Raw genomic sequence first — 20,605 nt, 5'->3', positions numbered from 1 at the left:
TTTAACGTTTCTTCTTAGGTTTTACTTTTTTAGGGGAAGACTTGGCCGTTTTCTTTTTAGCAGGACTTGTTTTTTTAGCCGCTTGCTTTTTAGGAGAAGTTTTTTTGGAAGGAGCGGATGCAACAGACTCCTTCTTAATATCTTCCTTGGCGACCGGTTTTTGTTTGATGGGAAGCGGATCCTTCTTCTCTTCCGAAGTCACTAAGGAACCTAGACACTCTATTCCAAGAGGTCCTAAATATAAGTTCAGATGTCCGTATTCCGGGATCTCAACATCGTCAAAATGGCCAAGGGTTGCGCTTTCCCAAGGACGGACGATACCTTCTCCCTTCGTAAATACGGCTTGTACATTATGAAATTTTGAATAAGTTTCCACTACTTCCTTCACTAATTTAGAACCGGGCATCATTTGCCAGGTACAAGGAAAGATAGGAGCAAGGTAAGCCATATAAGTTCCGTGCATAGGCGACCCTACCACGAAAATTTTTCGAACCCTGTCTCTTCCTTTATAACTTAAACCGGCGGCGATCAGTCCTCCCATGGAATGACAGATCAAATAACAATCTTTGATATTTTTCTCTATTAGGAAATTTTCGAGTATCTTACTTTTTTTGCGGATGTTTCCCGTCTGGAATCCCAGTGGAACCACATACACCGGATGTCCAAGAGAGATTAGATGTTTACGCATCGCAGCCCAAGTCAGACCTCTTCCTAAAAATCCGGAAACACATACGATAGGTCTTTTGTAACCTTCGGTATGATCCGGAAGTTCTATAAAGATCCCCAGGATATGACAGAAAAAATAATATATATGGTGATAGATCTCGGCTAAATGTTGTACGATTACGGGACGGATATTCCCTTTTTCGGGAAGGTAAGTAAGATGGTCTCTCTTCATTCGGTTTCTACCGCGGGCGAAAATCCCGCCCTAGGGTAGAATCCATTCTCAGCCCCGAGGCGCAAACAGAATTTTATGTCCTTCCACTCTATAGAAAGTGAAAGAATGTCATTTGGTATTAGCCTCGTATTCCGCAAAAAAATCGCATAATTCTTTATGAGAATACTGATGATTCGCATAAGTAAAACTGCCTGAATTCTTTATTTCAAGTGCAGCTTGACGAATGAGATGAAAACAGGCTCGTGCAAGACTTCCGCCTATACTAATTCTCCGAACCCCAAGAGATCTTAATTCCTCGACAGTAAGTTGGTTATGACTTAAACCCATGACTACATTTAGAGGACCGTTGATAGAACGTACTAATGTGCCTATCGTTTGAGGATCTCCTATCCCGGGTATAAAAAGACAGTCTGCTCCCGCTTCTTTATATGAATTACAACGAGCGATCGCTTCTTCCATGGCGTTGGGATGATTCGTTAAGAAGGCATCCGTTCTTGCAGTGAGAGTAAATGGAACACCGCTTTGATCCGCAGTCTTTCGGATCGCATGAATTCTTTCCGTGGCAAGTTTGACATCCAACAAAGGAGAAGAAGGATCGCCGCTCAGGTCTTCTATATTACACCCAACCACTCCGATACCGATCGCTTGTTTTACCGTTTCAGCGACTTGCGAAGGCTGGATCCCGTAACCTCCTTCCAGATCCGCGCTTACCGGAATTCCGACGGAGTCCACGATAGATTTTACTTCTGAAAGCATGTCTTCTTTACTCATAATCTGGTGATCGGGTAGCCCGGCCGCAAAAGCGATACCTGCACTCGTAGTCCCGATCGCGGAATATCCCGCCCCCGCCAACATACGAGCGCTACCCGCATCCCAAGCGTTAGGCATCACAAAGATATCCTTTGAATGTAGGTTTCGGAATATTTCGCCTAATCTGTTTTGTACGGGAGTCATACTTTCCTTTGAATATTAATCTTTTTTAAATTTTAAAGATGCTGAATTGATACAGTATCTAAGCCCGGTAGGCTCCGGGCCATCGGGGAAAACATGCCCTAAATGCCCTCCACATCTGGAGCAGAGCACTTCCGTCCGTGTCATTCCATGACTTGTATCCGTTTCGGATAGGACGGACTTGTCCGCAGCAGGTTTATAAAAAGAAGGCCAGCCGCTTCCCGATTCGTATTTAGTATCTGAGCTGAATAACTCGGCGCCACACGCAGCGCAAAGGTATTTTCCTTTTTCCTTATTATAATAATATTCTCCGGTAAACGCTCTCTCTGTCCCTTTCTCTCTAATGATCCGGTATTGTTCCGGACTTAGGACTTTTTTCCATTCTTCTTCCGACTTCTGGACTTCGTACTTCATCTTACCCCCTTTCTTTTCTTTTGGAGCTCCTACGGATTCGGAACATCCCAATAGAAAGTTTCCCAATAAAAATATAAAACCGATCCATAATCCGAGTCGACCCATAGTTTCTATCCCTCACCGGAAACTTCGAATTTCCAATGAAAAAGGTTACTTTATAAGTTAAATTATTGTATTGCTCGAGTTGTAAAGTGTAAACAATATTCCAAACACCTGTTCGGTTCTCCTCCTTTGTTCGCATTACAAACCAAAGTCTATATTCTAAAAAAGAAGTAATCAGGTAATACTTGACACGAGCTTAAGAAAGCAGTACACCTAAAGACCTCTAAGCGACAGGGAGAATACAAATGATTCAGGGAAACTATTTCCAGGATAACACCGACTTACAAACTCATTTTGATAATCTTATAGATTGGAAAGAGATTGTAGCGGCATACGAAGGCGACTTCCATGACGCCGCCAAATATAAAGAGACTAACGACGAAAGATATGCATATGCACCTTCTAATTTGCAGGAAGCAGTAGATTATTATAGATCTACTCTGGATGCTTTAGGAGAAATTATGGGGGACTTTGTTGCTCCTCGTAGTAAAGAAATGGACCAAACAGGGTTAAAATACGAGAACGGCAAGGTCACATTCCCGAAAGCACAAGAAGAATGTTATAAAACCTTAAAGGATGCGGGGCTTATGCCTATTTCCATCTCCAGAAAGTACGGAGGTTTGGGCCTGCCAGCGATCGTTCAATCCATGATGTGCGAGATTGCTGCCAGAGCGGATGCGGCATTTTGTCTAGCATACGGAAATATTAATATAGTCGAGATCATGGAAAGATATGCTTCCGACGAAATGTGCAACGAATGGCTGCCTCAGATCGCCGCAGGAAAATTCAGCGCGGCCATGGCTTTAACTGAACCTAATTACGGTTCCGATCTACCTAATGTGCAAACTAGGGCGACCCAAGATCCTGACGGAACTTGGAGAATTAACGGAGCAAAACGTTTTATCACTCATGCCTGCGGTTATGTGGATTCTCCATCCGTAATTCTTACTTTAGCTAGGACCGGAAGCCCCGAAAGCGGAGCTAGAGGATTGTCTTTCTTCTTAGTACAAGGGAAGGACGTTCATGTCGCGGGGATAGAACATAAAATGGGATTACATTGTTCTCCTACCTGCGAAGTGGTTTTTGAAAATTCTCCGGGACTACTTATCGGAAAAACCGGCTATGGTCTCGTAAAATATTCCATGGGGATGATGAATGCTGCTAGGCTTACAATCGCAACCCAATCTTTAGGGATCGGGACTGCCGCATATTTCGAAGCAAAAAAATACGCCTCGGAAAGGATACAATTCGGCAAACCGATAGAGAAGATCCCTGCGGTCCGAAAAATTTTGGACAAGATGGAAAGAGAAATTTTAGCCACAAGATGTCTTGTTTCCGAAACGGGAAGAGCTATCGATCTGTATCATTGGAAAAAAGAAAGAATGCTCAAAGAAGAAGGTAAGAACGAAAGAGATGTGAACCAAGACGAGACAATCCGTCGTTGGGAAAAACTTGCAGACTTATTCACTCCTATGAGTAAATATTACGCCTCCGAAGGTTGTGTGGCGCTTGCTTCCGACGCAATCCAAATCCACGGAGGAAGCGGTTACACCGAAGATTACGATGTGGCAAGGATCTACAGGGACAGTAGAATTACCACAATCTACGAAGGAACCACTCAATTGCAGATCGTAGCAGCAATCGGAGGAGTGGTTTCCGGAATGGCAGCGAGCGGACATCTAAGAGCTTATGCAGAAGAAGAAATGTCCAAATTTTCTCCCTCTACCGATCTAAGATCTCTTTGGGAAAAATTGGAACAGGCGGTTCATTCTTACAAATCGATAGGAGACGGTTTTACAAAAGACGAATTAGCTTTCGAAACTGTGGAGATCGCAGCAAGATTTGTAGCCGGAATGTTACTAGAGAAATCGCTAAATCATGTGGATGGGGATCTGAAAAAACAAAGAACTAAACATTCACAAGATTATAATATAGATTCCTTAGCGATCGCGGAAGGAAATTTATTACGTCTAGAAAGAGCGAATCGCCAAGCCGCGGCGGCCGTATAAAAATTTCAACGGCCGGCAATCGTCGGTCGTTTGTTTATTCTTCCTTCTTTTCTCCAGGAAGATGCGGAATTTCTCCGATCGCAACTCCAAGAGCGATACGATTCAAAGAATGTTGGTGTAACATCTTACGGTATGTAATCTCCGAGTTTAACATCGCGATCCTGGAAGCGATCGCTTCTATCCTACTGTTTCTACCGGAACGATAACCGCTGGCCTGGCTCTGGGAAGTTTCTTGAGCGGATACAAATGCTTTTTGGTAGATCGCCAATATCTTTTGGGAATTCTTAAAACTTTCAAAAGCGTTCCTAATTTCCTGTGTGGCGGTCCTTCTGGTTTGCGAAGCGGTTAATTTTGCCAGTTTTTTAGCGGAGTCGGCCGCTTTTAGATCCGCCATTTGGGAGAACGGGGTTAAAGGCATCGTGATCTGCAACTGGGCTGTGATATCTTTAGAATGTGTTTGCCCAGGATAAGGAAAAGAATAAAAATTATTTAATGCGATTGTAGGAGCAAAACCTACCCAGGCCTTATCCTTTTGTGCTTCGGCCACCTTAACACTTTGATGGGCGGAAAGAACATCGTATCTTTTTGCTAAATATTCTTCAGGTTGCATACCTATGGGGATCGGTTCTAGTTCCGCTTTGAATCCTGCCACCGAGATCGGTTTATCATAACCGACCATTGTGGCCAATGTGATTCGCACTTGTTCCAATTGGAATTTCGCATCCGCAAGAACGGCCTCCGCATTGGAAAGACTCGTTTCCGAATTCAAAAGATCGGATCTCATGATCCTTCCGACTGCATACATTCTTTTTCTTTCCTGCAAAGAGTCTTGGTTCAACTCGTAGGCCTCTTGGGAAATTTTTACACTTTCTTCCAATTGCAAAAAGTTGAAGTAAGCCTGAGCGATTTCCAAATACATTCTGCCCGCTTCATGTTTCGCTTCTAATCTTCTCTGCTCTGCCAAACTTTTGGAGGCTTTGTAATCTTGGTACGAAGAAAGTCCAGCGGAGATCGGAATGCTCAATAGTAAGCGAGAACCCGCCCCAACCGTAGGAGGAAGATTACTACCCGAGGTAGAAGAAGGTAATAAACTCAGCGGATCCCCGCTTTGGATTGCACGATATGTTCTATAGTTGTCTACTACAGAAGGTTGTTGTGTATGACCCGGGATCGAATAGAACTTGTTGAAAACGTAAGAAAGAGTCGGCATAAAACCCGCGAAAGCCTTGTCCTTCTGTGCTAAAGCCTGCTCGGTTGCCTCGTTTTTTAAGGCAATCCTTTCCGTTCTTTCAACCGCGAGAATATAAAGATCGTCCAAACCGAAAGTTTCTTTCGCGACCGTTTTTTCCACATCCTGGGTAGTGATCCCCGTAATATTTTTCAGACTTTCTTCCACTACTCCGTCTGCGACTTTTACTTCAGGACTGGAAGCGCATTCCCAAAAGAGAAAACAGGCAAGAATAGAGAATATTATTTTTTTATAATTCTTAAGAGTATCTACGTACTTCATCTTTCTCATTTTCCATAAGATAATAAGCGGCCGGAACGACCACCAAGGTGATCAAGGTGGAAACGATCAAACCGCCTAAAATGGTGATCGCCATCGGTACCCTTGTTTCCGCTCCAGGCCCCAAGGCCAAGGCGGGAGGAATAGCAGCCGCAATAGAAGAGAATGTTGTCATAAGTACCGGCCTCAAACGGACAGGGCAACCGACCCGGATCGCATCCGCAATATTCTTCCCTTCGCCTCTGACATGATTCACAAATTCCACCAGAAGAATGGAGTTCTTCTTCACAAGTCCCAAGAGCAGGATCAATCCTATAAAACTATACATATTGAAAGACTGCCCCGCTATCCAAAGAGCGATTAACGCACCCGAAAAACTAAAAGGCATGGAAAGAAGAATATAGAAAGGCTGTTTTAAACTATTGAACTGACTCGCCAAGATCATAAACGACATTACGATCCCTAAGATCAAAGCGCCTGACAAACTGGATTGCGATTCGGATGCGGTTTTTGCGGAACCTGTCACTTCCACATGATAACCTTCCGGAAGCATTTCTCTTGCGATCCGGATGGCTTCAGTCGTCGCCCAATTCTGTCCCTTTTCTTTAGGAGGATTTCCGAAAATTTTAATGGACCTATCTCGGTTCACTCTGGTGATATTTTTGAGAGTGTTGGTTGCCTGAAGCACTAAAACGTCTTTGAGACGAACGATCTCTCCGTAGGTATTCCGAACTCCGATATTCGGAATGATGTCCGTATTTTCTCCCATGTCCTTATCGATCTTAACTCGGACGTCGAAACTCCTCCCATTCTCCGTGAAACGACTTACGTTACGTCCTCCCATCAGAGGCCCGATCGTATTACCGATATTTGCCATACTCACACCACGAAGCGCAGCGGCCTCTCTGTTCGGGAGAATTTTCACTTCCGGTTGTCCGGAAACATAATCGGTATCTATATCCAAAATTATTTTAGAAGAATCTAATTTTTCTCGGATAGAGTCGGAAAGTTTTGCTAGTGTAGCCCAATCGGGACCTGTCAAGACCAACTCGACAGGATATCCTCTTCCCGCGCTAAAGCCTCTTTGAGAAAGATCTTGGACGGAGAATTTTGCCTCAGGCACAAGCTCTTTCAAATCCTTTCGGAACTCGCTAAACACTTCCGATTGAGTGATCTCTCTTCCGGTCTTTTTGCTCTTAGGACGTTTGCCCATCCCCTTCATGGTAACAAAGAACATACCCGTATTGGATTCTGTTCCTCCCATTCCGCCCACATTGCTCATGTATTTTTCCACAATCGGACGAGAGCTGAGATAATTCTCCACCTTCTTCATTGCTTCGTCCGTGCGTATGATAGAAGAACCGATCGGCATTTTAGCTCGGACAATAAATCTTCCCATGTCTTGAGGAGGAATGAACTCCTTCTTCAGTAAGAACAAAAAGACGAGGGACAATGCAAAAAACAGAATAGAAGAAACAATCACTGTTCCCGGTTTACGAATTACAAATTCTAAAACTCTTCCGTAAACTCTCTCGGAGAATTGAAGAAAATTCTCTATCACAGGATCCATTCGTTTGAAAAAGGAAAAACGATCCGCGATATTTTTTAGTTTAGAAAAAAGAGTATCCGAAGGCAGAGTAAATGGTGATTTGGATCTTTGTTTTTTCTGGGCTTCTTTACTTTCTCTATAACGAGAAGCTCTCATCGGGGTAAAACTCAAAGCTTCAAAAAGAGAAAGAGCCACCGCTACGGAAACAGTAACACCGAATTCCAAGAAGTAACGACCGATAATCCCGGACATAAACGCAACCGGTAGGAAAATCGCAATGATCGCCAGTGTAGCAGCTAACGCAGCGAATCTGATCTCGGACGCGCCATCTAATGCAGCCTGGAACCAAGTTTTACCCGATTCCCTATGCCTACTGATATTTTCGAGCACCATGATTGCATCATCCACTACAATACCCGTCGCTAAAGAAAGACCGAGCAATGTGAATGTATTTAATGTAAAACCTGCAAAATACAGGATTAAAAAAGTTCCCATCACGGAGGTAGGTATCGCAAGAAGAACGTTCCAAGTACTACTCCAATTTCCCAAGAACAATCTACAAACAATTCCCGTAAGCAGGGAGGAAAGTATCAAAGTAAAAATTAATTCATGAACTGAGTCCCTGATAAAAGTGGTATTATCATTGGAAATATTCAGTTCGAATCCGGAAGGAAGAGTCGGTTTAAGCTCCTCTAACTTGGCCTTCACCAAGTCTCCGACTTCTACGGCGTTTGCTCCTTTGACCTTTTTTATCCCTAGGCCAACTGAGGATACTCCGTTAAATCTGGAAATCCTCCTAATCTCATCGAGACCGTCTTCGACCTTGGCGACTTCCCTCAAACGGATAGGACGGAACATCGCGGCTCCGCTTCTGGAGTTGATATATATATTAGAAAATTGTTCTACAGTCGGAACATCGCCCACCGCTCTTAAAGAAACTTCCGAAATTTTATTTTGCACCCTTCCGGACGGGACTTCAATATTCTGTTCCGTTAAAGTATTGATTATATCGGTTACCGTAAGTTCCGCCCTGTAAAGACGGATCGGATCCAAGAATACGTTGATAGTGCGGTCTACGTACCCGCCCAGAATGATTTCGCCTACTCCTGGAATTTCTTGGAATTTATCCTTAAGCCTAGTCTTAACGAAGACCATCTTCTCTTGTTCGCTTCTGTTAGTAGCGGTCAACGTAATCCAAATAATCGGCTGATCGTCCGGATTGGACTTCATAATGATTGCTGGATCCAGATTGTCCGGAAGTTTGTTGCTCACCTGCGCGATCTTCGTTTGGATCTCTTGAACGGCAACATCGACATCACGTTTGAGCTCCAACTCAACCGTGATTGTGGCAGAACCGTCCGTAGAGACCGAACGGACTTCTACCACACCTTGGACTGTCATCAAAACTTCTTCGATTGGATCTACAACATCGGTCTCCATGACCTGAGCATTCGCTCCGGTCAAATTCAGAGTAACGTTTACGATGGGAAAATCCACGTCCGGCATCTGAGAAAGACCCATACGGGAAAAGCCGATACTTCCCAGCAGAATGATCGCTGCCATCATCATCCATGCAAAAATCGGATTGCGAATAGAAACCTCGGAAAGCTTCAAAGGAACCTCTTTCTTTCTGTATTTATTGGGAGGGATTTTTGTATAGCTATAGGACCTGTCTTTTTCGCACAAGTGCCAGATTTTTTCTTGTCCAAAGGATCGTAAAAAGGTACTAAACAGAACTCATGTCGTTTCAATTATTGGATCCCGAAAAAGGAATCTTTCTCTCGGAAGCAGGTTCCACAAATACCACCCTAAAAGGAAAGGAATTCCCGGCTGGGTCCTGGATCCTAGCGGATTTTCAATCTTCCGGAAGGGGAAGAAAGGGAAAAACCTGGAGTATTTTAGGAGAAGAACCTTTTATTTTTTCCGGCAAATTCTCTTCCGATTCCAACCTATCGTCTCCCGGTCTATTCTCCTTATATGTTGGGATCGCAGTCGCAAAGACGATTTTGGCCGTATACCCTTCTGCTAGTAAAAAAGATCTTCGGATCAAATGGCCGAACGATATTTATTTAAATGGAAAAAAAGTCTGCGGTATATTGATCGAGACGGAAAAAGAAGGAGAAGTTTGGGATTGGATCTTAGGCATAGGGGCCAATCTGTACGGTACTAAAATTCCGGATTATCTAGGTGATGCGGGATTTATCACAATCGATCAAAACGAAAAAGGACGAAAGAGTCGATTTTTAGAAACATTACTTCCTCTGTTGAACGATGCAGTACTCGCAATTTCAAGCGGAGAAAAAAGAACAGAATTTATAAATGAAAAACTTCTCTGGAAAGGAGAAACCATTGCCTGGACCGAAGGCGGAGAACAAAAAACCGCAACACTACTGGGAGTGAATGATGAGGGAAAATTATTAGCCCGGACCTCGGTCGGAAACATGGTCGAATTCATTGACAGCCCTGAGGATTTTAGGTCCTTGGAATAGAATGATCCTAGTAATCGACGTTGGAAATACCAACACGGTCTTTGGTATTTATAAGAACGGTTCCAAGGAGCCGATTTTTCATAAGAGAACAGTCACTCGAAGAGATAGGACCTCCGACGAGATGGGACTTTACCTTAAGGGTTTTCTCCGAGAATTCGAAATTGATAGCAGCCTGATCGCGGGAGGTATCTACTCCTCGGTTGTCCCTCAGCTGAATCCGATCATTGAAAGAATGATCCACGATTGGTTTCAGATAGAACCGATCAGAGTTCAATACCAAATGAAGTTACCTTTTGGGATCAAATATGCCAGACCATTCGAGATAGGCGCAGATAGATTGGTAAATGCTGCAGCCGCAGTAAAGGACCATCCGGGAAAATCGATCATCATTGATCTAGGAACCGCCACCACATTCTGTGTTGTGGATGATACTCCCGATTATTTGGGTGGCGTGATCGCACCGGGGCTCAAAGGTTCTATGGACGCCTTGACCAGAAATACCGCACAATTGCCTCCGATCGTATTCCAAGCGCCTTCTAAAATATTAGGAGATTCTACTATAGAATCCATACAAGCGGGATTTTTTTTCGGATGGATAGGACTGTTAGAAGGTATAATCAAAGAAGTCAGAGCAGCTTACGGAAACGATTACAAGGTAATCGGAACCGGAGGGCTTGTGACGACCATCCATGCCGCAAATCCAAAAATTTTCGATAAGATAGAACCCCTACTTACCTTACGGGGACTGCAAATATTATACGAAGATAATACAAAATGAATTTTTTGCTCGTAGGGTTAGGAGGGTTTTTCGGATCCGTTTGCAGATACATGATCTCCCAAACGTTCCCTAAAGATTCCGGTCTTTTTCCGATCTCCACATTTGTAGTAAACATCTTAGGCTCTCTGTTGATCGGGGTGTTTTACGGATTAGCTCAGGGAAAAATTTCGGAAGAAGTCAGACTATTTGCGACAGTAGGATTTTGCGGAGGATTTACGACCTTCTCCGCTTTCGCCTTAGAAAATCTTAAACTTTTGCAATCAGGAAGCTATTTTAGTTTTTTTGCATACATAGTACTTAGCACGACGATCTGTATCACCGCCGTGTTTTTAGGCGTATATTTAAGTAAATAAGAAACCGATCGCTCTCAGGGAAGATTGATCTGTTTCTTAGTATTTCCCTTAGATACTTCTACCGTTTTAGTCTCCGGATTAATTTCCGAGATAAAATCGTATTCAATCGGGACGATAACTTTTCCCGTCTTATCTATCAGGCCGTATTTCCCTCCATGAATGGTGGAATGTTCGCCGTCGCTTTCGGATCCACAACCGTTGCAAGCAAGCGAGAAACCGTGAAGGATTGGAAATGCAAAATCGTAATTCGCCAAGATCACCTTTTTACAGGAAGCATCGAAAAATCCGAATTTAGAACCTTCTACAAATCGAGCCAAACCTTCCGAAAAATAATCCGGACCGTTATCAAAAGGGAACACCTTTAATAAGACCTTGTTTTGAGGATCGATACAGACCCATCCGTCTTTGCTGAAAGAAAAACCTACTCCATTCTCATTAAAATCGTAAGCGATGGAATATTGAGGGGAGATCTGGACTTTTCCGTTCTGGTCCTTATAACCGTAAAGACCGTTTTCTTCGAAAGCGGTTAATTGGTTTTTTTTAGAGCAGAAAACGAGCAAAGGCAAAAAAGCCAAAATCACAAAAGGTAAAAATTTCCGATCCATATCTATCCTCCAATGTATCATTTTTTTTTAAATGATCCGCTCATCGCAAAACCTACGTAAGCGGACGCAATAGCATCCCAAGAATCGTCATGCCCAGTCAAATTTTCCAGACCTAAAAGAAGTTTAAGAGCCGCTTTAATGTCTTTTTTATCAGCTATACCGCTACCGGTAGTCCCCTTTTTGATTTGGGAAGCCGTCGGCTCGACCAAGGGAATATTATGTTCTCCTAATGTTAATAAAACAACTCCTCTCGCCTCGTATACTCTGGCGGCAGTCGTTCTGTTCTTAGCAAAAAATAATTCTTCCACGGAAGCCAGATCCGGATGATATTCATCCAGGATTGCGTCCAATTGTCTGCGAATCGCGATTAGATTGACGGGACTTTTTGTTCCACTCGGAACTTCAATTGTGCCGTAAGTGAGAACACGAATCACCGACTTATCTTTTTGAAGAACGGAATAACCCAGACGATGGGACCCAGGGTCTATTCCTAAAATTTTCACCAAAAAGACTCCTGAGTTAAAAAATTAAACTAATTTGTAGGAACTCCTACATGGGCAAGACGGGCGCCCCCGCCCGGCTTCGGGTGGGGGGAGTGGCTCGTGGGAGAGCACAATCCCCATTATCATAAATCCCTCAAACCGACAATCGAATTTCGTATTACAAAATTTTGTTGGAATTCCAACAAAATCCTCTAATCACCAATCTAACCGCAAAAGAAATCGGAGAAAAATCTCAGCCGAATTCTTTTTCTAACTCCGGAGAAAGTTCGAAATTGGAGTTCACACTTTGGACATCGTCGTGACCTTCCAAATTGTCGATCAGTTTCATTACTTTTTCCGCAATCTCTTTGTCGGAAACTTCCGCGCCGACTAAAGCCACGAATTTGATTTCCGACTCTTCCGACTTGATCCCTTTGTCGGTCAAAGCGGTCTGGACCGCTTCATAATCTTCCGGCGAAGTTATTACTCTGAAAACTTCCCCCTCGTTCTGAACGTCTTCCGCACCTGCGCCCACCGCTAATTCGAATAATTCCTCTTCGGAAATTTGTTCAGAAGGAATTACGATAATCCCCTTTCTTTCGAAAAGACGACTAACGCTACCTGTCGTTGCTAAAGAACCGCCCAACTTAGTAAGAATACTTTTGATCTCCGGAGTGGTCCTGGATTTTTTATCCGTTACCGCTTCCACCATAATCGCAGTTCCGCCAGGCCCGAAACATTCGTAAAGGCATTCTTCGTACACAACACCTTCCAATTCTCCGGTCCCTTTTTTGATCGCCCTGTCAATATTATCCTTGGGCATGTTGCTGGCCTTTGCCTTCAACACTGCAAGTCGAAGCCTTGGATTGGTGTTAATGTCTCCTCCGCCCATACGAGCCGCGACAGTGATCTCCTTGACCACCTTGGTGAAAATCGCCCCTCTTTTAGAATCAATCGCGTCTTTTTTACGCTTAATCGTTGCCCATTTACTATGCCCGGACATCGGATTTCCCCTTACATTTAAGAATAGATCGTTGAATAAAATATAAGATCAAAAATAGGAAAGCCGGCTAAAAACCGGTCCCACTTTTTCAACAAAACCCGGTTTTTCCAGTCTGTCCATCCTTTTTGGCCTGTCCAACCCTCTAAGAAATCCAAACCGAAAGTCCTAAAAAACTCGGAGTCCAACCCCTCCGAACCGGCATAGAATAGAATAGAAAAAATATATTAAATATTTATAAAGTTTCTGCTTTTTAGTGTGCCAACTCTGCGATCTCCGTGCGATCTTTGTGGACCAAATCTCTGCGGTTTTGCGCCTCTGCGTGAGATACCAGCGGTAGGGATGCGAAGGGCTTTAGTCCGGGCTTGCCCGGATGAGCGCGAATGCGCGAACCCGTAGCAGCGCGACCCGAGCGAAGCGAGGGGACCGCCAATATTTCGCATAACGTATATCAATCGATCAGAGGACTTATACAAAAAGTCCAAGCGTTATTAATAACAATCGTTTTGCATAAAACGATCCATTCGTCCCGATATGTGATCTCTTTATCCCTAATAAATTGACTATTTTAGAACCTGGAGTAAACTCCCGCGTATGCGAATCCTAATCGTAGAAGATGATGTTTTATCCTCTCGCTGTTTGGAAATTTTAGCGAAAGAATTTTTGAACGAAAGGATACAAAGTATCCATACGGTTTCCGATCCGGGTTCTGCGGCGGAATTTATAAGAAAAAATCCTTTGGACCTATTATTTTTGGATATAAACCTCAAAGGAGAAACCGGTTTTAAACTCCTGGAAATCGAAAGTAGAAGTTTTTTCCAAACAATCATTGTATCTTCCGAAAGAGACAACGCCGTAAAAGCTTTCGAATTTTCCGTTTTAGATTTCCTACCAAAACCGATCACAAGAGAAAGATTCGGGATCTCCATCCAAAGATATCTTTCATCACATCCGAACGTATTCTCACTCAAAGGAATTCCTCTCAAAAAAGAAGAAGGGATCAATCTTATCGAACCGGAGAATATTGTATTCGCCAGATCGGAAAGAAATTATGCGAGACTATTTACCAAAGATGGAAACGAGGAAAAAGTCAGAAAGACCTTAGACCAACTCCAAAAAGATTTGGAAGTCCACGGATTTTTCAGAGCTCACCGAAGTTACCTAGTCAGATTGGAAGAAGTTAAAAAGATCTTATTTAAAAACCCTACTACCTACCGGCTCCTATTGTATACGAACCATAATATCCCCGTTAGTCGATCTCAAGGTAGTCGACTTCTATCCATATTCAAAAATTCGAATCATAAGGTCTTAGGTCTGCCGTGAAACATTTCTACGTAGCCATTCGGTTTAGGGCTAAAAACTTCATACTATTCATAAAAAAACATTTCCAGATACTAAGAGAAGTCAGAAGTAACGAGGAATTTATCCGATCCGCTTACTTCGAAGTTTATTTAATACTTAGATATCTGTTCCCGTTCTTATTCGTAGTGTACATTCCTTTTGCCATTTTGGATTGGGCCGACTTTCTAAAAAATTCCGGTTACTTTCCTCTCTTAATTTATAACTCGATTTTTATTCCCGGTTGTTTCCTTTTCACTGTCCTTTTAAATTTCCCCGTTCTAAAAAGTGAAAATAACAGAAGATGGATCGCTGTTGCAGGAACCTTGTTCTTAACTTCCTCAGGCACGGCAATGAACTTGCTTATATTCCAATTCGGTACGGATATTTCTTTATTCGCGTTCACCCAATTAGGAATCGCAGTGCTCCTTCGTTATCCTGATAAAACGAAGAAGGTTATTTATTTCACTAACTACGCCGTATTTTTTGCGGCAATGTTCTGGTTGGGAAAAAACTCATCTTTTCTGATCCAGAATTTTTTCTTTACCATGGTCATGACAACTTTATTGGATCTGATCAGTTTTCTTACCAAGGTGAATTCTTTTCATAAGGAACAATCCATCCGAGATCTGAACCGAAAACTAGTAATGGAGTCCATTAAAAAATCTGAAATCCTAAGGATCGCGATTCACGATCTCAAAAGTCCCGTCACCGGGATAATAAGTTTGGTGGGACTTTATACGCGAGAACCTAGTCATATTTCTCCTTCGATTCGGCTCACTTCTTCTTATGCGGATCCTCCGGAAATCCTGGATCATATAGATAGGACATCCCGCAAAATTTTAGAATCCATTGAAGATGTTTTATATCTCGCAAGTTCCGGAGATACGGAAACGATCGAAAATCAAAGCCAAAATTTGAATCCGGAACTATTATTAAAATCGGTCGCTTGCAATCTAAACTTCCTGTTCTCCTCAAAGAACATTAGGATAGAAGATAATCTCTCGGAGTATAACTTTTACTTTCAGGCAAATCCTCAGATATTGTATAGAATATTCGACAACTTATTAAGTAACGCCGCCAAATTCTCCCCTGAAAATTCGGAGATATCGCTCAAAAGCGAACTTATCTCGGAACTACATGAGAAAATTCTAATTATCAAAATTGAAGATTCAGGACCGGGATTCCAACCCGAAGACGAAAAAAACATGTTCAGGGAATTTTCCATTCTCTCCGCAAAGCCGACCGGATCCGAATCCTCTAGCGGGATCGGACTAGCATTGGCTAAAAAATTATTGGATAGAATGGGGATCCGTATCCGCCTAGGTAACTCCGAAACACTCGGAGGAGCCAAGGTGATATTAGAATTTCCGCAATCAAAAGCGAAATAGGGAGTTAAGAACTGGAGGCAAATCAAAATGAAAGATGTGAAGAGAATTTGGTGGTCAGGATTGTTACTAACGTTATCCGTAACGTTGTTTTACTGTAGTCCTGAGCAAAATACGAACAATACGCAAGACCTGGCTTTATTAGGAGGACTTTTAGAGTCTCCCGAAAAACAAGCGGGTGATCTGGCCGGATTAGATAACACGGATCCAAAGGCCCAAAATATTTTGGACGACCTAACGAGTGTGGTTTATGGCTCTTACGATGTAGTGTATATTCCGGGCGCTGTGTGCAGCAACGGAACCCCTTACAAAATATTCGTAGATCGGGCCGATGGGATCTTGGATTGGCTCTTAGGATATTCCAGCAGATTATTGGTATATTTGGAACCCGGAGGAGCTTGTTGGGATTACGAAAGTTGTACAGGACAGACCGGTATCAGAGGAGCCGCCAATCCGAACGGTATTCCCGATAATCACATGAACTTTGGAGCATTATTAGATCCGAATGTTCCGGGAGGAAGTCCCAATGCGGTAATCTCACCGATCATATTAAGAAACCATCCTACAGGACAGAACGTTAAGACTTCCAATTGGAATAAGGTCTTTCTTCCGTACTGCACAGGCGACGTGTACGCGGGGAATAAGGTCGCGACTTATTCGGATCCAACCGGACAAAATCCTCCGATCACCTATCGACACGTAGGCGCCAAAAATATGGAGCTAGTCATCAATTGGCTGAAAAACAATTTTAATAAGCCGAAAGAAATGCTCGTTTCCGGATGTAGTGCAGGGGGTGCAGGTTCTTTGATCAATTATCACTTCATTAGAAAAGCTTTAAGTCCTTCCAAAAGTTATCTATTGAACGATTCCGGCCCGATATTTCCAGCTCCTGGATTCGGGAATCAATGGCCCTTACACCAAAAGATCAAAGACGCCTGGAATACGGAGTATTTTATCAGCAAAGCTCAACCTGATTTTCCTTCCATAGATATTCGTGCGGATTATGGAAAAATCAGCGAGGCCTTGGCCCAAAAATATCCGAACGATAAATTGGCGATTACTCTGTTCAGAAGGGATGCCAATTATTCCATGTATTCGTACGCAAGATTTTACGGATTAGATGAGAATAATCCGGCGGACAAGGAATACATCCTTTCCACTCTTTGGGCTCAGGATATCGAGAATTTGAAGGCGCAATACGATAGATTTCCGAATCTAGAATATTTTATACCGTATTACAGAAGTATCAATGAAAGTCATTGTACTTCCATTGTGGAGTTTACCGGAACGGAGATAGAAAATACCGGTATTACACTCGGGACCTTCATCAATAATTATCTATTAGGAAGTTCTACTTTTAGGAGTTTCTTTGAAAGTGTGAATCCGAACGATGCAAACGTAACGAATTTCTGGTTCGCGTTAGTTAACCTTTTACTATGATCTCTCTGGAGAAGGCGGTTGATGCCGCCTTCTCTTTTCTTTAATCCCGCTTATCGAAGCAAATCCTTCTTTTCCCATAATTTCAAAACTATAAGTCCAGAAATCACACCCGATAAAAGGAAGATACCGCCTAACGCATATTTTAATTGCAGAAGGTATCCTATCCCGAAAAGCCAAGCGTATAAGGAGAAGATCGCCAATAGCCAGATCCGAATTCTATAATAGAATTTTTTACGAACGGAAACCCCGCCCCATTTTCCCCAGAAACCGAAAGGTTGTAACTTGGCTACAAATATGTCCAACACTTGGTCCGGAACAGGAGCAGTTAAAAAGGTCACAAGAATGGAAACGATCACGCTTCCCAAAGCGGTAAAGAATAGAAGGTAATCCGCGTTTACATTAGGATATACTTTATATAAAATTAATGAAAGAACAAGGGCTGTTCCCATTCCGGACAATTCCGTCCAAGCGTTCACTCTCCACCAGATCCACCTTAAGATCTGAGGTAGCCCCAAACCGGAAGCCATGGCAAGGAAAAACTTCCATGCGGATGCAATTGAGTTCATCTGAGTTGCGACTAAGATCGCAATCCCCGCCATCAAAACTACTGCTACCCTTCCCGCGATAACTGTTTCATTATTCTTGGCATTCGGTTTTAAAAATCTTAAATAAAGATCGTTTACTAGATAACTGGCACCCCAGTTGATATGAGTATCCGCAGTGGACATGAACGCAGCCATCAAACTTACGAATACCAATCCCAAACACCCGGCGGGTAAAACGATCTTCATCAGTACCGGATATGCGATCTCTCTATCCGATTGAACGACTGCACCGGCAGGTTGGAATAAATCCGCATCATGTAAAGGGAACACGACCAGACATACGAGTCCTGTTAGTACCCAAGGCCAGGTGCGTAAAATAAAGTTTGCGATATTGAACCAAAGAGAACCTAATTCCGCATCCTTAGGAGTTTTTGCAGTATGTAATCTTTGGGCTAAATATCCCGATCCGTCCGAATGATATTGGATCCACCATTGTACACCTACGAATATTAGAAAAACCTGAAGAGGTAGTCCGTGTTCTTCTTCTCCTATCCTTGGCCAAAAAGAAATGATGGATTCCGATTTTCCAGGATATAAGGTCTCTAATTTGGAATACAGACCTTCTAATCCGCCTACGTATTGGACTGCGAAGATCGCAAATACGATCGCACCGCCTATTCCTAAAGCGAACTGGAATAAGTCCGTAAGGATCACACCTTGGATCCCACCCATACTGCTATAAAAGACTACTACCGAGAAAAGAATAAGAACCGTCAGTGTAGTATTCAAATCTCCTAATATTAAAAAGTCCGGCCAAACATCGGAGATGGAACTGAATACTTCTGAGCCAAGCAATACATTCCAATCCAAAAAAGGAGCGGTAATCTTGGACATTGCCTTAAAAACCCAGCCCAGTATGATGGAATTGAAAAGAATACTTAAAAAGAATGCCTTGGCCGCTCTTAATATTGCTGCGCCTGTTCCGGAGTATCGTAGTTCTACGAATTCAACGTCTGTGAGAACTTCTGCCTTTCTCCAAGATGCTGCAAAGAATACGGTAATGATCAGATAACCGATCGCCCAACTCCACCAGAGCCAGTTTCCGCCTACCCCATCCAAAGCAACCATTCCGGTAATAACCAAGGGAGTGTCCGCTGCAAATGTGGTCGCAACCATGGAAGTCCCGAGCCACCACCAAGGAAGTTTTCTATCCGCGACAAAGTAGGAACTCAGACTTTCTCCCGCCTTAGAGGAAAGAAGAAGTCCGACCGAAAAAGCGAAAATGATATACGCTAAGATCAGGTACCAATCGATAGGAAAAAAAATGGGGTCCCCCTTCTCCCAAAGGAGGGAGAACTCTCCATAAAGATCGGCCGACTTTCCTTGAAAACAAGGATTCTTTCCAGCCGTCTAGATTTGATTTATCTTGATCCCCGCCCCGAGCCCAAAAAGATGGTAGGCAGCGATGGCAAACATAATCGTCCAAAAGTACGGGGGAACATCCGTTGGATCTCCCGATCGCATCCGGAACGTAGCCGGAAGAATCAAACGTTATCATGAAGAAGGCAACCATGTTGTCGTAGTCGTTTCCGCAATGGGGCACACGACGGACGAATTGGTGGATCTGGCCGATAAGATCACCAAAAATCCTCCTAAGAGAGAAATGGACATGTTATTGTCCACAGGAGAGCAGGTCTCCATCGCTCTTCTTGCAATGGCTCTTTGGGATCTAGGAGTTCCAGCAAAGTCATTCACGGGTTCCCAGATCAAGATGATCACAGACGGGAACTTCTCCAATGCAAAGATCCAAGGAGTGGATCGTTCCAGAATAGATGCAGCGTTAAACGAAGGAAACGTTGTGATCGTAGCCGGATTCCAAGGAATAGATCAGAACGAGAACATCACTACCTTGGGAAGAGGCGGTTCGGATACTTCCGCGGTAGCGTTAGCTGCTGTACTTGGTGCAAAAGAATGTGAAATTTATACCGATGTGGACGGAGTCTATACCGCCGATCCGAGAGTTGTTCCCCAGGCCAGCAAACATTCTCAGATCACTTATGAGGAAATGTTGGAACTCGCAAGTTTAGGCGCCGGAGTTCTTCATTCCAGAAGTGTGGAATTGGGAATGAACTATGACGTAGTCATTCATGTACGTTCCAGCTTTAATAATAATCCGGGGACTTTGGTTGTAAACGAGGACAAAATTATGGAAAAATTGAAAGTAAGCGGCGTTACCGCAAAGAACGACCAAGCCAGAATTACGATCGCGGATGTTCCGGACAAACCGGGTCTTGCAGCAGTTCTATTCGGAGACCTAAGCTCCAAAGATATTCTCGTGGATGTGATCGTTCAATCTTCTCCTTATAATGGAAGAAATACGATTTCCTTCACGGTTCCTAAAAAGGACCTGGTCCAAGCTCTTCCTATCCTGGAATCCTTCTCTAATTCCCAAGGCGCCAAAAAGCCTGAGATCAACGAGGAGATCTCTATCGTGTCTGCGGTTGGGATCGGAATGAAATCCCATGTGGGAGTGGCGGCTCAAATGTTCAAAGCTTTGGCGGAAAAAGAGATCAATATTGAAATGATCTCCACTTCAGAGATCAAAATCTCCTGCGTAATTCCAAGAATTCATGCGGAAACTGCCGTAAACAAGATCCACGAGACCTTCGGGCTTTCGAAAAACGGTTGAACAAGAGAGGATCGGGAGCATCCTTTTCCCTGTGTTAGGAATTTTTCCGGGATCCTCCCCTTCAATTT

At 43.3% G+C, this 20,605-nt stretch carries 17 protein-coding genes; 8 read left to right on the top strand and 9 right to left on the bottom strand.

What is annotated here, in order from left to right:
- Position 1: 1 nt before the first annotated feature.
- The 3 genes from AB3N61_RS02775 to msrB form a co-directional block, all read right to left on the bottom strand.
- On the bottom strand, positions 2 to 898 hold the full coding sequence (locus AB3N61_RS02775) for an esterase/lipase family protein (protein WP_367898426.1): 897 nt from the start codon (positions 896 to 898) through the stop codon (positions 2 to 4).
- A 108-nt stretch (positions 899 to 1,006) separates the two neighbouring features.
- The gene (locus AB3N61_RS02770) at positions 1,007 to 1,852 is read right to left on the bottom strand and encodes an isocitrate lyase/PEP mutase family protein (RefSeq protein WP_367898425.1); all 846 of its coding nucleotides are present in this window, start codon (positions 1,850 to 1,852) and stop codon (positions 1,007 to 1,009) included.
- A 15-nt stretch (positions 1,853 to 1,867) separates the two neighbouring features.
- Positions 1,868 to 2,263 (bottom strand): peptide-methionine (R)-S-oxide reductase MsrB, encoded by a 396-nt coding sequence (gene msrB / locus AB3N61_RS02765; protein ID WP_036088999.1) that lies wholly within the window; start codon positions 2,261 to 2,263, stop codon positions 1,868 to 1,870.
- Between the two features lie 347 nt (positions 2,264 to 2,610).
- Here msrB and AB3N61_RS02760 point away from each other — a divergent pair, with 347 nt between their 5' ends.
- The gene (locus AB3N61_RS02760) at positions 2,611 to 4,374 is read left to right on the top strand and encodes an acyl-CoA dehydrogenase family protein (protein ID WP_020768551.1); all 1,764 of its coding nucleotides are present in this window, start codon (positions 2,611 to 2,613) and stop codon (positions 4,372 to 4,374) included.
- A gap of 34 nt (positions 4,375 to 4,408) precedes the next feature.
- On the opposite strand, the gene AB3N61_RS02755 is transcribed toward AB3N61_RS02760, so the two are convergent.
- Entirely contained in the window at positions 4,409 to 5,884 is a 1,476-nt protein-coding gene (locus tag AB3N61_RS02755) for a TolC family protein (RefSeq protein WP_367898424.1), read from the bottom strand.
- Complete coding sequence (locus tag AB3N61_RS02750; protein ID WP_367899048.1) at positions 5,862 to 8,999, bottom strand: efflux RND transporter permease subunit; 3,138 nt, start codon at positions 8,997 to 8,999, stop codon at positions 5,862 to 5,864. The genes AB3N61_RS02755 and AB3N61_RS02750 overlap by 23 nt, the downstream gene beginning before the upstream one ends.
- 170 nt (positions 9,000 to 9,169) lie before the next feature.
- On the opposite strand from AB3N61_RS02750, the gene AB3N61_RS02745 reads away from it, so the two are divergent.
- Genes AB3N61_RS02745 through crcB form a run of 3 tightly spaced genes read left to right on the top strand, consistent with a single transcriptional unit; the run spans position 9,170 to position 11,050 of the window.
- Positions 9,170 to 9,919, top strand: coding sequence for a biotin--[acetyl-CoA-carboxylase] ligase (locus AB3N61_RS02745; protein ID WP_367898423.1), 750 nt, complete (start codon positions 9,170 to 9,172; stop codon positions 9,917 to 9,919).
- A 1-nt stretch (position 9,920) separates the two neighbouring features.
- Positions 9,921 to 10,697 carry a type III pantothenate kinase gene (locus AB3N61_RS02740; RefSeq protein ID WP_020768650.1) on the top strand — a complete coding sequence of 259 codons (777 nt, stop codon included), beginning with the start codon at positions 9,921 to 9,923 and terminating at the stop codon, positions 10,695 to 10,697.
- The gene (crcB, locus tag AB3N61_RS02735) at positions 10,694 to 11,050 is read left to right on the top strand and encodes a fluoride efflux transporter CrcB (RefSeq protein ID WP_367898422.1); all 357 of its coding nucleotides are present in this window, start codon (positions 10,694 to 10,696) and stop codon (positions 11,048 to 11,050) included. Before AB3N61_RS02740 ends, crcB begins: the two co-directional genes overlap by 4 nt.
- A 14-nt stretch (positions 11,051 to 11,064) precedes the next feature.
- Here the strand turns inward: crcB and AB3N61_RS02730 are convergent, their stop codons facing one another.
- The 3 genes from AB3N61_RS02730 to AB3N61_RS02720 all read right to left on the bottom strand — a co-directional run bounded on the left by AB3N61_RS02730 (position 11,065) and on the right by AB3N61_RS02720 (position 13,140).
- Positions 11,065 to 11,655 (bottom strand): WG repeat-containing protein, encoded by a 591-nt coding sequence (locus tag AB3N61_RS02730; RefSeq protein ID WP_367898421.1) that lies wholly within the window; start codon positions 11,653 to 11,655, stop codon positions 11,065 to 11,067.
- Positions 11,656 to 11,672: 17 nt separating this feature from the next.
- Positions 11,673 to 12,158 (bottom strand): crossover junction endodeoxyribonuclease RuvC, encoded by a 486-nt coding sequence (locus AB3N61_RS02725; RefSeq protein ID WP_020768667.1) that lies wholly within the window; start codon positions 12,156 to 12,158, stop codon positions 11,673 to 11,675.
- A gap of 232 nt (positions 12,159 to 12,390) precedes the next feature.
- On the bottom strand, positions 12,391 to 13,140 hold the full coding sequence (locus AB3N61_RS02720; RefSeq protein ID WP_020768618.1) for a YebC/PmpR family DNA-binding transcriptional regulator: 750 nt from the start codon (positions 13,138 to 13,140) through the stop codon (positions 12,391 to 12,393).
- 591 nt (positions 13,141 to 13,731) lie between these two features.
- Between AB3N61_RS02720 and AB3N61_RS02715 the strand changes: the two genes are divergently transcribed.
- Genes AB3N61_RS02715 through AB3N61_RS02705 form a run of 3 tightly spaced genes read left to right on the top strand, consistent with a single transcriptional unit; the run spans position 13,732 to position 17,303 of the window.
- Positions 13,732 to 14,460, top strand: a complete 729-nt coding sequence (locus AB3N61_RS02715; protein ID WP_020768574.1) for a LytR/AlgR family response regulator transcription factor — start codon at positions 13,732 to 13,734, stop codon at positions 14,458 to 14,460.
- Positions 14,457 to 15,866: a sensor histidine kinase gene (locus AB3N61_RS02710; protein ID WP_367898420.1), complete on the top strand. Its 1,410-nt coding sequence runs from the start codon at positions 14,457 to 14,459 to the stop codon at positions 15,864 to 15,866. Before AB3N61_RS02715 ends, AB3N61_RS02710 begins: the two co-directional genes overlap by 4 nt.
- A gap of 27 nt (positions 15,867 to 15,893) precedes the next feature.
- Positions 15,894 to 17,303 carry a pectin acetylesterase-family hydrolase gene (locus AB3N61_RS02705; protein WP_367898419.1) on the top strand — a complete coding sequence of 470 codons (1,410 nt, stop codon included), beginning with the start codon at positions 15,894 to 15,896 and terminating at the stop codon, positions 17,301 to 17,303.
- 50 nt (positions 17,304 to 17,353) lie between these two features.
- Here AB3N61_RS02705 and AB3N61_RS02700 read toward each other — a convergent pair whose 3' ends face one another.
- Positions 17,354 to 19,174 (bottom strand): sodium:solute symporter family protein, encoded by a 1,821-nt coding sequence (locus tag AB3N61_RS02700; RefSeq protein WP_367899047.1) that lies wholly within the window; start codon positions 19,172 to 19,174, stop codon positions 17,354 to 17,356.
- 139 nt (positions 19,175 to 19,313) lie between these two features.
- On the opposite strand from AB3N61_RS02700, the gene AB3N61_RS02695 reads away from it, so the two are divergent.
- Positions 19,314 to 20,537: an aspartate kinase gene (locus tag AB3N61_RS02695; protein WP_020768546.1), complete on the top strand. Its 1,224-nt coding sequence runs from the start codon at positions 19,314 to 19,316 to the stop codon at positions 20,535 to 20,537.
- Positions 20,538 to 20,605: the final 68 nt, after the last annotated feature.

It is taken from the genome of Leptospira sp. WS58.C1 (assembly GCF_040833995.1).
GTDB lineage: Bacteria > Spirochaetota > Leptospiria > Leptospirales > Leptospiraceae > Leptospira_B > Leptospira_B cinconiae.
The sequence above is the reverse complement of the archived record's forward strand: the minus strand, read 5'-3'. Positions and strand labels throughout refer to the sequence as shown.